The sequence below is a fragment of the Staphylococcus sp. HMSC071G07 genome (assembly GCF_001811435.1).
GTDB lineage: Bacteria > Bacillota > Bacilli > Staphylococcales > Staphylococcaceae > Staphylococcus > Staphylococcus pettenkoferi.
The window spans coordinates 329,075-345,452 of sequence record NZ_KV804784.1 but is presented as its reverse complement, the minus strand read 5'-3'; the positions used below and the strand labels follow the sequence as shown (position 1 = coordinate 345,452).

The window sequence follows — 16,378 nt, the reverse complement described above, 5'->3', positions numbered from 1 at the left end:
GTTTGGCGCTGTCGCGTCAGTTACTGTTTTCTTAGTCTCGCCAGAAACGTTGCCATCTTTATCTTTAGCTGTAACTGTGATTTCTTCGCCACCTTCTAAGTCTTTCGGTAAGTCGATACTGTAGTTTCCGTCTTGATCCGCAGTACCTTTAATTGGGTCGTGTCCAGGAATATCAACCGTTACTTCAGAGCCTGGTTCGGCTTTACCAGTCAACTGTTTATCTTCACTATTCACATCGTTCGCCGTTGGCGCATCTGGTGCTGTCTTGTCTGCTACAGTCGTAGTTGTCGCATCTGAAGTGTTGCCTGCTTTGTCTGTCGCAGTCACTTCAAGTTCTTCTCCACCTTGTAGGTCGACGTTGTCAGGAATTTTAACAGTGTAGTTTCCGTCGTCGTCAGCAGTAGCTGTACCTGTTTTATTTCCTGGGAACTTAACTGTAACTGTTGAACCTGGTTCGGCTGTACCTGTAACTTCTTTATCCGTACTGTTTACGCCTTTAACCGATGGTTTGTTTGGCGCAGTTTTATCTGCTACTGGAAGTTTCGCAGGCGTAGACTCATTGTCGTGAGCATCAGTAGCTGTGACTGTTAACTCTTCGCCACCTTTGAGATCTACTTTACTAGGGATATCAACTGTAAAGTTACCGTCTTTGTCTGTTTCACCTGTCGCAGTCGTGCCATCTGGGAACGTGACTTTAACGTGAGAATTTGGCTCTGCTGTACCTGTAATGTGTTTATCAGCGCTTGTGACGCCATCTACTTTAGGTATTTCTGGAGCTGTTGTATCTGTTACAGTCTTAGTCTCTGCTTGAGAAGTATTGCCTGCTTTGTCTGTTGCTGTAACATTTAACTCTTCCTCGCCTTTAAGGTCAATCTTCTCAGGAATATCAACTGTATAACGACCATTATCATCTGTTTCACCTGTCGCAGTTGTGCCGTCTGGGAACGTTACAGTTACCGTAGATTTCGGCTCAGCTTGACCTGTAATGTGTTTGCTATCACTTGTCACATCATCCACAGATGGTTTGTCCGGCGCTGTTGTGTCAGTAACTGTCACTGTCTTCGCATCTGACGTATTACCGTCTTTGTCTGCAGCAGTCACACTGATTTCGTCGTCACCATTTAACTCGACATCTTCTGGAATGTCTACAGTGTAGTTACCGTCTTTATCTGCTGTTGCTGTACCAGTTTTGTCGCCTGGGAAGTGAACTGTGACTGTTGAGTTTGGTTCAGCGCTACCTGTTACTGTCTTACTATCTGTAGTTACGTCGTTCACTTGTGGAACGTCTGGTGCTGTTTCATCTTTAACTGTAACTTCAGTTGTTTCAGAAGTATTACCGTTCGCATCTTTAGCAGTAACTTGAAGTTCTTCGTCACCTTTAAGTGTGACACCTTTTGGTAAGCCTGCAGTAAAGTTACCATCTTTGTCTGCTGTGGCTTTCGTTTGTTGACCATCTGGGAATGTCACTGTAACTTCTGAATTTGGCTCAGCAGTTCCTGTGACCTTATCACTATTACTAGTTACTTTGTTAACTTCTGGTTTCTCTGGAGCCGTTTTATCTTCTACTGTTGCGTGAGTAGCTTCAGACTCGTTGTCATCTTTGTCTGTCGCTGTAACTGTGAGGTCTTCGCCACCAGTTAATTCAACATCTTCTGGAATCTCTACTGTGTATTTACCGTTATCGTCGGCTGTTGCTGTACCAGTCTTGTTCCCAGGGAATGAAACTTTCACTGTTGAACCTGGTTCCGCTTCACCTGTGACAGTCTTATCTGTACTCTTCACATCATCAACTGTTGGTGCGTCAGGTGCTGTCTTATCTCCTACTGTGACAGAAGTTGGTGCTGAAGTATTGTGATTATCGTCCACAGCAACAACGTTCAGTTGCTCGCCACCTTTGAGGTTAGCTTCTTTAGGAATATCTACACTGAAGTTACCTTGATCGTCGGCTTTACCTTCTGACTCTTTGCCATTAGGGAACGTCACTTTCACAGTTGAGCCTGGTTCAGCTGTACCAGTCACTTTATCACCGTTACTGTTAACTTTTTCTACTTCTGGTGCATCTGGCGCTGTCTTATCTGATACTACAGTATGTGCTGGTTCAGAGACGTTAGCCTTTTTATCTTTAGCAGTTACGTCAATGTTCTCTCCACCTTTGAGAGTTACATCGTCTGGAATCTTCACAGTGTAATTACCATTGTCGTCTGCTGTCGCTGTACCTGTTTTATTGTCAGGGAAGTGTACAGTTACTTCGGATCCTGGTTCGGCTGTACCTGTGACTTCTTTATCTGTACTATTTACACCTACGACTGTTGGCACATCTGGCGCTGTATTGTCTTCTACAGTAGTAGAACCTTCTTTAGATACGTTACCGTCAATGTCTTTGGCTGTAGCAGTGATTTTTTCTCCGCCTTTAAGTTTCAAGTCACTAGGTATTTCGGCGTTATAACGGCCGTCTTTACCTGCATGTGACTCCACAACTGAACCATTTGGAAAATGCACGGTAACGATTGAGTTAGGCTCAGCTGTACCTTCTACAATTTTATCCTCACTGCCCACATCATCTACTGTAGGTGCATCAGGTGCTGTATCGTCCTTAACTACAGTTGTCGTAGCTGGTGAAGTATTACCGTCTTCTGTTGCAGTGACTTTCAATGTTTCGCGTCCGTCTAGTTTCTTGTTACCTAGATCGATTGTGTAATTACCTTGATCATCGGCTTTTGTATCAAGGGTTGAGCCATCTGGAAATTCAACTGTTACAGTGATATTGGCTTTCGCTGTACCTGTAAGTGAATTATCTTCACTTGAAACAGGTTTGATAGTTGGTGCTTCAGGTGCACGTTTATTGATAACTTTCGTGCTATTTGACTCAGAAATATTACCTGCATCATCTTCAGAAGTGACTGTGATAGTGTCACCACCATTGAGTTCAAGGTCTTGTGGAAGATCTACAGAATATGCACCTTCGTCATTAGCTTTTGCACTCACTGTATCACCATTAGGTAATTTCACGTGAACAGTTGAGCCTGCTTCTGCCTTACCACTAATTGACGTGTTATTCGTTGTTACCTCGTCGATTGTTGGTTGGTTTGGCGCAGTCTTATCATCAACTGTCACTGTATCTGAAGGATCACTTTCTTTTCCATTTTTACTAGCAGTAGAAGTTAATTCAGTACCTGCTTTCAATGGATTGTCTAGGTGAATCGTACCTGAACTTTGACCATCAGGAATATCTACTGTACCCACTGTATTACCGTCTTTGTCTCTTACCGTTACAGTTGAACCGCCTGTACCATTAACGATAACTTCATTATCTTTATCGCTAACTGGATTAATTGTTGGTGCTGGCACTTTAGAAGTGTCTACGATCTTGAACGTATTTGTTTCGTCATTCTCATAGTCAGGTGAATCAATCGCAATAGTGTACGTACCTTCTGGTGATTTAGGAATATTTACGCTAAAGGAACCATCAGAATTTACTGTACCTGTACCAACTGTTTCACCATCAGAATTGATAACTTTCGCAGTTTGAGTCGCTGCACCGTCTTTCAATGGTACAGAACCACTTACTACTGTGTCTTCTGTAGTAATATCAGATGCTTTCGGTTGTCCTACGAGTGGAGATGTCTTGTAGTTCACTACTTCGTCGCCGTCATTCTTGCCGTCACCATCAGTGTCAGGGTTAAATGGATCAGAATGTGTGTTTTGACGTTCATAGTTATCGAGCAAGCCATCTCTATCATAGTCTTGGATTGCAAGCGTTGATGTACCAAGTGTGTTATTGATGAGTTTACCTTTGTTGTCAGTTAAGTAACCGTTGAAGTTGAAGAGTTCTTTCTGTTTCACTGTTTCACGGATGAGATTTCCATCATCATCGTATTCTGCATCTTTAGTTAAAATGTTGTTAGGACTCTGATTGAATTTCAAGACGATACGAATACCGATTGGTTCAGGAGTTGAGTTATTAAATTCAATCAACTTATTCATATCTTTAGCTGTAATTGAACCTTTACCATCTTTATCTAATGAAAGATCTGCAACCTTATTTTTTGCATTGTAATTTTTATTGAAACCTGACAAGCCCTCATAATCATGTAAGTGAAGTTCGGCTCCTGAAATGTATGGTAAAAGGTCTTTATCAATTTGATAGTTGTATGTCCATTCTTTATTATCAGCATACAAGTTGTAGCTGAAAATGCTATTTTTCATAATGGTTTGATCTAGCAATAAACCACCATGTTCTCCAATATCTTGATTATATTGAACAGAACCTGAACTTCCTAGGAAAGATTTTTGGTTAGCATCAGATAAATCTTTTTCTTTATCAGTGAGCTCTTTATCAACGTCTGTTAAGAAGTAACCACTATTTTCCGCTGTACGAATAATTTTATTTGTTTTATCATTTCGTACATAGATATGGTAATTCAATTTATCGTTCTCTAAATTTTCTTCTTTTAAAATATTTTCAACGGTATCATCAAGTTCAATTTTACCGTTCTCAGCTGTGTAAGTTGCTAAGATAGTCGCACCACCAAAGAGGCCGCCTTCCGCACGAATATAGTTAACTTCCCATGTATCAGTCAGTTCGCCATTCTCATCTTTAAGTCGTTTGAATTCAACAGGTGTATTTTTATTCATTGGATTAGCCGAGATTTTAGTAACGTGTTTAGCTAAACGTGGGTCCAAGTTCAAATCAATTTTATATCTATCTAAAGAGTTAGATCCTGACATATAATTGTGAATCTTGAATGGAATCGTCGTTGATTTCTTAGCCTCATCAGTGTCTAAACTATCCGGATCAAACATCATTTGCGCAAAACTATAGTTATCTTCATAACCTAAAGATTTTGTGACTTTCGTATCTTTTGCTGCACGTGTCACAGCTTCTGTTGAATAAGCACTAAAGAATGCTGAACCTGGACGAATCGCTTGTGGTGAATCTTTATCTTTTTGATTTGCGAATTGAATTAAAGCAGACTTCAATACTTTATTAGAAATTGTCGCATTGGAATCTTTGTCATAGTCAATATCTGCATCTTCGAGTACAGATTTCGCTTGTTCGCCACCAAGTTGATCATTTAAGTAATCATTCACAGTGTCTTCTTTATCTTTAGAATCTGCGTCGTCTAACTTAGATTGTAATTTGTCTTTTTTCTCATCAGAATCTGAAGCTTTTGTGTCTTTTGTTTCTTGAGTTTCGTTATCTGATTTGTCTTTTCCTTGTTCTACTGAATCTGAGTCATCTTCATCTGATCCAGTTTCTTTATCAGATGATTTGTCATCAGACTTTTCGTCCGCTTGATCATCACCTGATTTGTCATCATCTTGCTTTTCTTCAGGTTGATCTTCGCCGGACTTACTTTTAGTAGACTGAGCTTCGCTATCAGACTCTGCTTTATTTGAACCTTTTTTAGATTGTTCTTCTTTTTGACTATCTTTTTCCGATTTACCATCAGTTGATGATTGTGAATCGTCTTTAGCTTCCTTATCAGATTTATCTTTCGCGTCGTCGCTAGATTGTTCTTTGTCAGACTCAGCAGCGTTGTCGTCTGAAACGTTATCATCAGACGCACCCTGTTTGTCCACGTCATCTTTAGCTGAATTGTCGTCAGGTTGATTTTGTTTTTCAGTTTCGTTTACTTGTGAATCATTTTTACTTGTCTCATCGTCAGCATCACTGTTATCCGCTCCGTCTTCGTCAGTTGTAGCTTGTGCAGCGTCTGACTTATGTACGTCATCAGCATTTGAGGCTGGCTGATCTACGTCATCTTGTGAAGGATTACTTTGGTTATCTGAAGCTTGTGATTGAGAGGAAGAAGGTTGTGCAGTTCCATTAGAATCTTGGGATGACTGTGTTGATTCTTCAGTATTGGATTCCTGTGGTGCTTGATTATCTTGATTTGCGTCGTTATTTACTTGAGGATCATGTGCTGTCTCTTGTGATGATGTGTCGTGAGATGTAGTTGAATTATTAGGATCGTCATTCGAACTTTGGCTATCATTCGCGCTCACACTGCTTTGAGCATCGTTCGTTTCAGCCGCTTTCGCATCATTGTTGATACCAAATACAAGTGTGGCACCGATTAAGATAGATGCTGTGCCGACTGTGAAACGTCGTATAGAGTATTTGTTATTTCTGTTCGGAATGAAATCTAATTTTCCTTGTGGTTTTCTCTTTCTCAAATTAACTACCCCCGAAATTATTGGTAATGTAAAATATTTATTCCCTAATGTAATAGAGACTATAATTTTATCTACCACAATGTACGACGAAACTAAACAGATGTCTACACATTTATTTATGAATAGAATTACTTACATTTGTTAATCTTTTTCATAGTTAACTTTTTGTATAAAATCAGAAATGGATTATGTAATTATTCTTATTTCATTTGAATCTGTTGATATGTGTAAATCAATATACTTAGGTTCACTAATTTTTTAACAACTTAATTCAAACTCAGTAAAATTCAGGATTACGAAGAAATATAGAGTACTTTTTTACTCAAATTTATTAAATATAACAATTCAGGGACGCTTTGGATATATAGACATTACTTAATTGAATACAATACGGTTTTGTAATATATAACGAAATAACTCTTTTAAACGAACCTTGATAACGGTCAACTAGTTATACATTTGTTTTCACTCTTACGAAAAAAATTAAAAAAATTTATTTCGACCTTAGTTTGAGTGGGTCACTTTTCTAATTCGCGATACTGAATTGTGTGTTGAGAGAAAAATTTCAACAAAGAAACCGACATTTATTTTACAAAAAAAGAGCTACGATAATTCAACTATCGTAACTCAGCAATTTATTTAGTTTCTTCTATAATTGAAAACCTCACCGTCATCTTCGTCCCTTTTCCAAGCTCGCTTTCAACCTCTATATGAGCGCCAATCTGTTCAGCCAAAGATTGCGCAATATACAGGCCGAGACCAGAACCACCCGTTTGGAGATTTCGGGATTGTTCTACACGATAAGTACGGTCAAAGATAAATGGAATTTCTTCTGTCGCTATGCCTATACCTTGATCAATGACAGAAATAGAAATTTGATGTGTGTCATCTTCCTCAATTTCTACAATAATCGGCGTACCTGAATGTGAGAATTTCAAGGCGTTGTCTATCAAATTTGAAATAATTCGTTCTAAAGCGACCTTGTCTTGCTTGAAACGAGGAATCTGCTTAGGCATTCTCAAATCTAACTGACGATGTTCTTGTTCAATACGTTGTTGAAAGGCATCAAATATAGGGACGAGAAGCTGATCCATCTGTATAGCTGATTGAGGCCTTGAAGCGTCACTTAACGTCATCACAGCAGTTAAGTCATCGAACATTTGGCTTAAGCGTTCGCTCTGCGTAATCAACACTTGATGTGCGTGTCTTTCCGCTTCTTCTCCCTGAATCACACCGTCTTTCAACGCTTCGGAATAGGATTTGATGCTGGCCAGTGGTGTCTTCAAATCATGAGCTAAATTTTGAATCATGTGTACCTTTTCCGTTTGTTCCTCTTGAATTTGTACCATCTGATCTTGCACACGTTCTACCATATAGTAAAAGGAATCGTTAAGTTCACTCAATTCTCGAGGTGTGTGAATATCAATTTTTTCTATATTAAAATGTCCTTCAGACACTTTCTGAGTTTGTAGATTCAACTTTTCTAACCGATGAATCGTAGGTACGAGGAAAGTCATCGCTATCATTACAGTGATCAAACTAGATATAAGTGAGAATGCTGTTAATACAAGCGTTTGATGGACGTCGAACCACATCATTTTATAAAGAACGAGAAGGAAAAGTGTAGAAATGACGATGGAACTAATAAAAGATATGAATAACTGTTTACGTATCGTCATCTAACCCCTCCTCTGGAACTTGTAACCGAGTCCCCACACTGTACTAATTTCGTAATCTTCATAATGATGTACTTCTAATTTCTCACGAATTCTGTGAATATGGACGTTGAGGGTATTCATATCTTCATAATATTCATAGCCCCAGACTTGTTCGAGTAAGTCTGTCTTTGATAGCGCCTCATCCACATGTGTTGCGAAGTACCAAAGCAATTCAAATTCTTTAACGCGAAAATTAATAATTTCACCATTAACCGTCGCAGTTTTCGTCACATTGTTCAATATCAGCGAACCCAACGTCAACGTTTCTTGAGTACGTGACGATTTCTTCACACGCGACAAAAGATTTTTAGCGCGAATCACAAGTTCACGAGGGCTAAATGGCTTTTTAATATAATCATCAGCCCCCAACATGAGACCATAAATCGTCTCAGATTCCGTCGTCTTGGCAGTGAGGTAAATATATGGAATATCGAGCTGCATTGCTTTCATTTCTTGAACAACTGCATAACCGTCTTTCTCCGGCATCATAATATCGAGGATGAGCAAATCTACCTCATCGGTCAATAACGCAATGGCCTCTTGACCATTCGCGGCCGTTGTCACCTGATAACCTTCAAATTCAAAGTACGTCTTACATATGTCGCGAATCGCATCTTCATCATCAACGATTAGTATATGTTCCATCCTTATCAGTCCTTAGCTGTGATTTCTTAAAGAAGTGTGACAAACTCAACGTCTGTAACGTCTCTTTATTCATTAACAATATTATAAAGAAAAATAGCTGTAATGGGTACGTAAATATCATATCTGCGAGAAGATAATTTAACATGACAAATACACCAAAGAAACTTGCAGAATATGATAAAATGCCGAGAATCAACCCGAGACCTATCGCAATTTCGCCGAGTGGAATCATCCAGTGGAATAACTCCAATTGGTGCGCGACGACATGACTAAAGAAGAACTTATACCAATCGGGGGAATCTTGATTCGACTGGATAACAGGCACGAGCCCATCTACCGCAAATCCTCCAGTTAATTTCTCAAATCCTTGTTTCAGAATCACGATTCCAGAACCTAATCGTATGAGTAAGACGACCACTTTCCAAAATAATTTCAACATTAATATCCACGTCCTTTCTGTTATTAAAAAATGAGATAGAACTGATTATAGTGCATCACATCCTATCTCATATCTACCGCTTACTGAGGTCAAAGTTCAGTTTCTAAATATTTAACTGCTTTTGGGGAGCAATTTCTCATTTCTTATTTCAACATCGCCTTACCGAAAACAACATGCGCTTTATCGCAATAAATCGTCACGCTATCATAATCTTTCATATCGACATCTTTAAGATCGAAAGTTTGTTCTTTCTTGTCATACATTACTTTGTCGATCTTCATACCATTTTTCACATCGCCATTTTTCGTTAAATACACGTGTAAGTCTGGACCTTTTGAAGATTTGAAATCAGTGAGCATGAGTTTGTTGTCTTTAATCATCGCCTTACCTTCGACCATTTGTTTATTTTCGCCTTTAAACATGCCCTCTTTCATCATTTTGTTAGATTTTGAATCTTTCATGTTGTCTTTTTTATCCATTTTACTTTCCATCTTGTTGTCATCGGATTTCTTCATATCTTTGTCGTCGTCCATATTTCCGCATGCGCCAAGTAGTAGAGATGTTGCGACAGTTGTAGAGATAAGTAGTGATTTAATTTTCATTGTGAGTTCCTTCTTTCATTTAATTTTTACAATACTTATCTTAATCTGGATGGTCACCGAATCCCATTAACTGTTTATTAATCATTCTTAACTAATTCTTAACTGTTCAATAACTCGATTTAAGCGGCTTGAATGTGCGCCATTTCGCATTTTTGTAAAATAATTTCAGCTATATTTAACACAGTACCTTGCAATGTATAATAGTAGGTGCTATATTAAACATGTCACTACTATACAATGTTTAATACTGAACGATGTGGAGGTCTAAATATTGAACATACAATTTAAGAAAGGTGCCTTGGAATTCATCGTCTTGTTGATCATTCAGGGCGAAGATCAATATGGTTATTCCTTAGTGCAACGCATCACACCAAGAATTAGTATCTCAGAAGGCACAGTTTATCCATTATTGCGCCGCCTTGTTAAAGACGATTATCTCACGACGTATTTTAAACCATCTACAGAAGGTCCGGCACGTAAATACTACAGTATTACTGAAAGCGGCCAGGCACGTTTAGCTACATTACTCGATGAATGGCGCAGTTTTACTGAAGCAATTGATTTATTTTTAGAGGAGAGTGAGATCAATGACTAAAAATGAATATTTGAAGCAATTGGATAAGCATCTCAAGCACGTCACTAAAGAAGACCGTCAAGATGTGCTCGCTGAATATGAAACGCATTTCATTAGTGGTCAGGAAGACGGTAAATCTGAAGAAGAAATCGCACGAGAACTCGGAAATCCGAAGCAACTTGCGCGTGAGTTGAATGCGACATTAGCTGTGGAAAGTGCAAAATCCAAAGGTGGTTCTAAGAACATCGGTAAAGCCATTCTTGCGGTCATGGGCTTAAGTTTACTCAACTTCTTTATCGTGCTCGTTCCAGCATTCTTCTTATTGATGATTTTAGTCGGACTCGTAGCAATCGGCATCACCCTACTCATGTTCCCAGTCTTTTTAATCGTCAAAGCAGTGAACCCTGAACACGGACCCATCGAGCACGGCGACATATACATCACCATCGCAAGTATCGGCGTGTTAATGATGCTCATCGTCGTATTGATCGTAGCTGTCAAATGGCTCAGCATACTATTCATTAAATATCTTAAATGGAACATTCATGTCGTGAAAGGAAGTGCTTCAGCATGAGAAAGATATTAGGTATCATCTTTGTAGTCGGGTTCATCCTCGCTGTCGTATTTGGAATTCTGGGGATAAAAGATATGAGAGAAGAGGCAAAGCACACTAAAAGTTCTACTTTAGTAGATAAAAATATAGAAGGAAATATTAAAAATTTAAATATCGAAAGCGGTTCTGGAGATGTGAAAATTAAAAAAGGCGAAAAGTTTCACGTGAAAATCATCGGTCCTAAAGATAAGGTGAATGCTAAAGCGGATAATAATAAAGGCACTTTAAACATCTCTAATAGTATGAAGAAAAAAGTTATCTCTTTCAACATTTTTAATAATAACGAAAATACAATTGAAGTTACTGTGCCACATCAACTTAAAAATACTAAGTTAAACTCCTACTCCTTAGACACAACAATTACTGATTTAGAAAGTGAGAATACTACACTTAATAATGACTCCGGAGATATAACAGTTAAAAATAGCAACTTAGGCAAACTCACAGCAAATAATGATTCTGGAGGTATAAATATAGAGAAATCTAAGTTCAAGAAAGGTCATTTTGATAACGACTCTGGAGATATTAATGTTTCAAACACACCTATAGACATCCCAATGGATATTAAAAATGACAGCGGTGATGTTAACTTCAGTTATGATAAAGCGCTCAAAGATACTAGAATAAATTCTAAAAACGATTCTGAAGACGTTAATATAGAAAGAAACGAACTGAAAAATGGTCGAGTTGGAAATGGAACGCATGTCATTAATATTGATAACGATTCCGGAGATGTTACTTTTAATTAGGTAGAAATAAGTGAGACGAAAATTATAATTCGTCTCACTTGTTTTATAATACAAGAAAACAAGCCCACTTTTTTATGAGCTTGTCTTCGTTCCGCTTCAAATTTACTTATTTATAAATGTTTGTGTACTTATCTATCTTCTAACACAAAATTTAGTTTTCCTACTACACCCGCAGTCTTAAACTTCTAAAATTCACCGGTCAGCTCTAATAATTCACCTGTTTCGGCACTAATTCTAGAAATTCTGTATAGTCTTCAATATTTAGACTGTCCTCAACGAAAACGATACGTCCACCAGCACGACTATTATCTTCTTTAACGTTATATAATCGATGATACCCTGACCTTTTCGTCGCGAAGTAACCGGTCGTATAATGCATATCATCTGAAACACACAACTCTCCATGTACGGCGTCATGATGTGTGAGAATCGTCGCTAGAGATAGTGAATCTTGGACACGTTCTTTCAACTGAATATGTTCACGAGTGTTTTTGAAACGAAAACGAGTGGCTCGCACGCCACGTTTACCGGACTGATCTAGACGTTCCCCCGTTTGCGCCGAGAGAATGAGCGCGCCCGTGTACCGTGTATCGTCATGTATGTAATCCAAACCTCGTTCAAGCGCTTGTTTAGTGATGCCATTTTCTGTACATAATTTCGCTAAATCCACGTGTTGTTCATCAATAATTTGAAGAGCAGAAAGTTGAATTAGAGGCTCCTTTACCTGTTCTATTTTCAGATTCAGGAAATCACTTTTCCCATTTTGATGATTGAACCCTTTTCTAAAGAAATGCTGTATTGCTGTCTCAATATCATGCTCTTCGCATATCGTTTCCGCACCACTAATATGTTCATTATCTTGGCTCGCACGCATCTTCACACTAAACATCTGTTTCTTCATCTTCTTTCTGTTTTAAAATGATTTGAAATAATCGATCGATATCTGACTTTTGATGATAATAGGTTAACGAAAAGCGTAAAGTTGGATGGCTGACAGTGGGGTAACGAAAATAACTCACCAGTATTCCAGCTCCCATTAAAGCTTGGTAATACTTTTCCGCTTCATCATGATCGTCCAATTCAATACTTTTAATTGGTGTCTGTAAGTCGCACTTTTTACCTAAATATGAGAATAACTGGCTATTAAAATAACCACTTAACTGCTTTAAATGCTGATTCCTATATGGTTCCTTCAACATAGCTTGAGTATTTCTTAAAATGAAGTAAAGATTCGATGGAGGCATACCACTAGAGTAAATTAATGCGCGGCCAGTGTTCACAAGCAGTTCTTTAAACAGCTGACTACACAGTATAACGCCACCGTGTGCCCCTACGCTTTTAGACAAACTGGCAGTGATTACATCTATATTCTGATAATCATCAAAGTAATTTAACCCAAGCCCATGCGAATCATCAACAATCAGCCAGGTATTAGGAAATTGCCGTTTGAGCTCTACCAAATATTCAATATCTGCGAGATCACCATTAGTGGAAAATACACTATCTGTCACAATCAATTTCGTAATATCTGGATATGCTGCTAGTCGTCGTGCTAAATCTTGATAATCCAAATGACGATATATTTCCTTGGAAATACGGCTTAATTTCAGCCCATCAATAATACTCGCATGATTCTCACTATCTGAGAACGCAATAACCGCTTCACCTTTAAAGGCATTGAATAACGCTAAGTTCGCATCATATCCGCTATTCATAATTACCGCTTCTTCAAAATCGAAGTGCTGACTCAGTAATTGTTCAATTTCTGTATATAACACCGAGTTCCCACTTACGAGACGTGAGCTGGACAAATTATTACCGTACTGCTCTACAAATTTTGAGAAATCCTCGGCATCTAACGGCAATTGCGCTAATCCTAAGTAATCATTCGAAGTAAAATTAATATAATCACGTTCTCCCAAACGAATCGTCTTACCTTCGATATGATGTACTTCTTTCAAAGTTCTATAGCGCTGTTGTTCCTCCAACTGACTCAACTTTTGAGTTATATCCATCTTATCAAGCTCACTTTTCTAAAATTCGTACTGACCTAATTCTTCCAACAATACTTCGGTGAAGATATCTGTCATTTTCTTAACTTCTTTCTTGCACATACTTAATATTGGAACGAAAGTAATGATATTCTCCAAATTGCGTATCATTAAGCCACGCTTTTTACATTCGTGAATGATACGCTCAACAGTTGGAATATTGAGAGGTTCGCTAGTCTCCTTAGATTCCACTAGCTCTACGGCATACATTAAACCGCGGCCACGCACATCTCCTACGTTAGGATGCGTACTCAATTTTCGTAATTTCTTACTCAAGATAGCTGAAGTTTGTTGAATTTGTTTTAACAGTTTTCGCTTCTCAAACAGACGAATATTTTCTAAAGCGACGGCACATACAATTTGATTTCCTGTATACGTATGACCATGGAAAAATGTCTTTTCAGCATGTGAATTACTTAAGAAAGCATCGTAAATTTTTTGAGAAGTGAGCGTTGCAGCTAACGGAAGATAACCTCCAGTAATCGCCTTACCTAGACACATGATATCTGGCTTCACATCTTCGTGATAGCACGCAAACATTTGTCCAGTACGACCGAAACCAACCGCGACTTCGTCTACAATCAATAAGATATTATGCTTACGACAAAGTTTCTCGACGCCTTTTAGAAAGCCAGCTGGATGAACGAACAAACCCGTCGCACCTTGAATCAACGGCTCCATCACAAAACCTACAATCTCATCTGCTCTCTCTTGGAGAATCGTATCAATATGCGTGAGAATCGATTCCACCATTTCCTCTTCAGATTCATAATCACTATGATAGAAAGATGGGCAATCAACCTGGATATTTTCAAAAATCAAGTCATTGAAAATCTTATGAAATGCATCGATACCACCTACACTTACTGAACCAATTGTGTCCCCATGATAACCATTATGTAACGTAATAAACTTATTCTTTTTCGCATATTTGACTGGATCAAGATTTTTCCAATATTGATAAGCCATCTTAATCGCAATCTCAACAGCTGCACTACCTGTATCCGAATAGAAGACCTTCTTCAGACTCTCCGGGGTGATTCGAACGAGTTGTTCTGCAAGCTCAATGGAGGGAATATTTGAAGATCCTAACAAAGTGGAATGCGCAATATTGTCCAACTGCTTATGTATCGCTTTGTTCAATTTCTTATCATTGTGCCCGTGCACATTCACCCACAGCGAAGCATAGCCATCTAAATATTTATTTCCTTTCGTATCATAGAGATAGCTACCCTTCCCTTTTTCAATAATAATTGGGTCTTGTTTTGAATAAACTCCCATTTGCGTGAACGGATGCCACACATATTCTAAATTTTTATTAACTAAATCCTCATGCTTTTGAAGATTCATCGTTTTTAACTCCTTTCAGGTGATTTAGTATTGATTTTGGAATTTCTGAGGCTACCCCATTTTCTGGAAAAGTTTCAACGTTTTGATGCAATAAATCTTTTACTGTTAAAAGATTGTCCTGTTCTACATCAGTATTTGAAAAACGATTCATGATAAGTGTGTTGGAAGGTAAATTCTGCGACTCTAAAAAACGCTGATGTACGACAATATCACCAATTGCTCCTAGTTTAGAAGGCACGACACTAATAATGTGATCAGCGCCAGTATCCTTAATGAGATCAGCCGTCATGTACCATTCTTTGTCACTGTTATGTATCGGAACTGCTATGCCACCCGCACCTTCGATTAGCACAATGTCATGTCTTGCGGCTAATTCTTCTGTACGGTCAATAATTACTTGTCTATCGAACATTTGATGCGGTTCTCTCTTAAATGCCAAATGCGGAGAAATAGGATCTTTAAATTTATACAGTGATGTGGTTTCGTAACTCAATCCACACTCGTTCTTATACATTTCCAAGTCTGGGTAGGTTCCATCAGGCATTTCTTCAGTTTGAAAAGGTTTGAATATCGTGACGTTGTACCCTTCATTTTTCAGAAAGTGATACAGATTCACTGTAACGTACGTCTTACCAACGTCTGTATTCGTACTTGTAATAAAAATATTCATTTTTCTCACCAATTACTTTAAAAATTTAATAGGATATTTATATCTTAAATTGAAAATCGGTAATTGTAAACCCAATAAACATATAAGTTAACATTAAGGGTAAAATTAACGTTAGTTTATGAGAAACTTCGTGAAACTGATGATGAAAACGGAAAAAGCGAGACATTAAACTGTCCCGCTTCTACATATGGCATTTAGCCAACTTTATTCAATTTTTCTACTTCTATTTAAAAACTTTTGAAGTAACACATTCTCATAACTCAAAATATCGATAGCAATGATGTCATTTTTATCAATGGGTGCCTCTGTTTGAGTGAAATCTTCGAAATCAATAGCCGCAATTACGATATCTTTTTCAAAAATATCTTTAACACTACCAACCAACACTTCTTCATGAGTGCTTGTAACGATAGTATAAATATCTCCTGAATTTCGCATTTGATACCACGCATTTTCTAAATCACTATAGTCATCATAGTTTACTTCTAAACCTAAAGGGTTATAGCTCCCATTTTCGACATTATAGCTCTTATTAAACTCCATCAATTCAAGATATGCCGAAGCACTGACTAATCTCTCTACTTTAGTTTTTGGTCGAAGTTGGAAACTATCCAATCGTCCTGTCTCATCAAGTGATTCAACAATATATAATTCCTCTGTTTCAGCCACTATACTGCCAACCGTAAAGACTGTTTCATCATTTTCTAGATAAATTTCATATAACTGAGTCATCAGCATCACTGCTTTCTATTTTTCGAGTTGAATTATCCTTTATTTATTTAAATGT

At 38.0% G+C, this 16,378-nt stretch carries 13 protein-coding genes; 3 read left to right on the top strand and 10 right to left on the bottom strand.

Features of this window, described 5'->3' with window-relative positions; translation table 11 throughout:
• The 5 genes from HMPREF2802_RS10880 to HMPREF2802_RS10860 all read right to left on the bottom strand — a co-directional run.
• A partial coding sequence (locus tag HMPREF2802_RS10880; protein WP_070504587.1) for an Ig-like domain-containing protein occupies positions 1-6,180 on the bottom strand: 6,180 nt, incomplete at its 3' end.
• Between the two features lie 635 nt (positions 6,181-6,815).
• The gene (locus HMPREF2802_RS10875; RefSeq protein WP_070504584.1) at positions 6,816-7,859 is read right to left on the bottom strand and encodes a sensor histidine kinase; all 1,044 of its coding nucleotides are present in this window, start codon (positions 7,857-7,859) and stop codon (positions 6,816-6,818) included.
• Positions 7,860-8,543 carry a response regulator transcription factor gene (locus HMPREF2802_RS10870; protein WP_070504581.1) on the bottom strand — a complete coding sequence of 228 codons (684 nt, stop codon included), beginning with the start codon at positions 8,541-8,543 and terminating at the stop codon, positions 7,860-7,862.
• Positions 8,521-8,979 (bottom strand): DoxX family membrane protein, encoded by a 459-nt coding sequence (locus tag HMPREF2802_RS10865; RefSeq protein WP_371091360.1) that lies wholly within the window; start codon positions 8,977-8,979, stop codon positions 8,521-8,523. The genes HMPREF2802_RS10870 and HMPREF2802_RS10865 overlap by 23 nt, the downstream gene beginning before the upstream one ends.
• Before the next feature lie 146 nt (positions 8,980-9,125).
• Positions 9,126-9,584 carry a DM13 domain-containing protein gene (locus HMPREF2802_RS10860; protein WP_070504575.1) on the bottom strand — a complete coding sequence of 153 codons (459 nt, stop codon included), beginning with the start codon at positions 9,582-9,584 and terminating at the stop codon, positions 9,126-9,128.
• 271 nt (positions 9,585-9,855) lie between these two features.
• Between HMPREF2802_RS10860 and HMPREF2802_RS10855 the strand changes: the two genes are divergently transcribed.
• Genes HMPREF2802_RS10855 through HMPREF2802_RS10845 form a run of 3 tightly spaced genes read left to right on the top strand, consistent with a single transcriptional unit; the run spans position 9,856 to position 11,520 of the window.
• Positions 9,856-10,179: a PadR family transcriptional regulator gene (locus HMPREF2802_RS10855; RefSeq protein ID WP_002472083.1), complete on the top strand. Its 324-nt coding sequence runs from the start codon at positions 9,856-9,858 to the stop codon at positions 10,177-10,179.
• Positions 10,172-10,732 (top strand): HAAS signaling domain-containing protein, encoded by a 561-nt coding sequence (locus HMPREF2802_RS10850; RefSeq protein ID WP_002472075.1) that lies wholly within the window; start codon positions 10,172-10,174, stop codon positions 10,730-10,732. The genes HMPREF2802_RS10855 and HMPREF2802_RS10850 overlap by 8 nt, the downstream gene beginning before the upstream one ends.
• Positions 10,729-11,520, top strand: a complete 792-nt coding sequence (locus HMPREF2802_RS10845; RefSeq protein ID WP_070504571.1) for a DUF4097 family beta strand repeat-containing protein — start codon at positions 10,729-10,731, stop codon at positions 11,518-11,520. Before HMPREF2802_RS10850 ends, HMPREF2802_RS10845 begins: the two co-directional genes overlap by 4 nt.
• Before the next feature lie 205 nt (positions 11,521-11,725).
• Here the strand turns inward: HMPREF2802_RS10845 and HMPREF2802_RS10840 are convergent, their stop codons facing one another.
• The 5 genes from HMPREF2802_RS10840 to HMPREF2802_RS10820 form a co-directional block, all read right to left on the bottom strand.
• Positions 11,726-12,409: a 6-carboxyhexanoate--CoA ligase gene (locus HMPREF2802_RS10840; RefSeq protein ID WP_070504568.1), complete on the bottom strand. Its 684-nt coding sequence runs from the start codon at positions 12,407-12,409 to the stop codon at positions 11,726-11,728.
• Positions 12,402-13,535 (bottom strand): aminotransferase class I/II-fold pyridoxal phosphate-dependent enzyme, encoded by a 1,134-nt coding sequence (locus HMPREF2802_RS10835; RefSeq protein WP_070504565.1) that lies wholly within the window; start codon positions 13,533-13,535, stop codon positions 12,402-12,404. The genes HMPREF2802_RS10840 and HMPREF2802_RS10835 overlap by 8 nt, the downstream gene beginning before the upstream one ends.
• 18 nt (positions 13,536-13,553) lie before the next feature.
• Positions 13,554-14,921: an adenosylmethionine--8-amino-7-oxononanoate transaminase gene (gene bioA / locus HMPREF2802_RS10830; RefSeq protein ID WP_070504562.1), complete on the bottom strand. Its 1,368-nt coding sequence runs from the start codon at positions 14,919-14,921 to the stop codon at positions 13,554-13,556.
• Complete coding sequence (gene bioD / locus HMPREF2802_RS10825) at positions 14,902-15,591, bottom strand: dethiobiotin synthase (RefSeq protein WP_070504559.1); 690 nt, start codon at positions 15,589-15,591, stop codon at positions 14,902-14,904. Before bioD ends, bioA begins: the two co-directional genes overlap by 20 nt.
• A gap of 204 nt (positions 15,592-15,795) precedes the next feature.
• Entirely contained in the window at positions 15,796-16,323 is a 528-nt protein-coding gene (locus HMPREF2802_RS10820) for a hypothetical protein (protein ID WP_070504556.1), read from the bottom strand.
• Between the last annotated feature and the right edge of the window lie 55 nt (positions 16,324-16,378).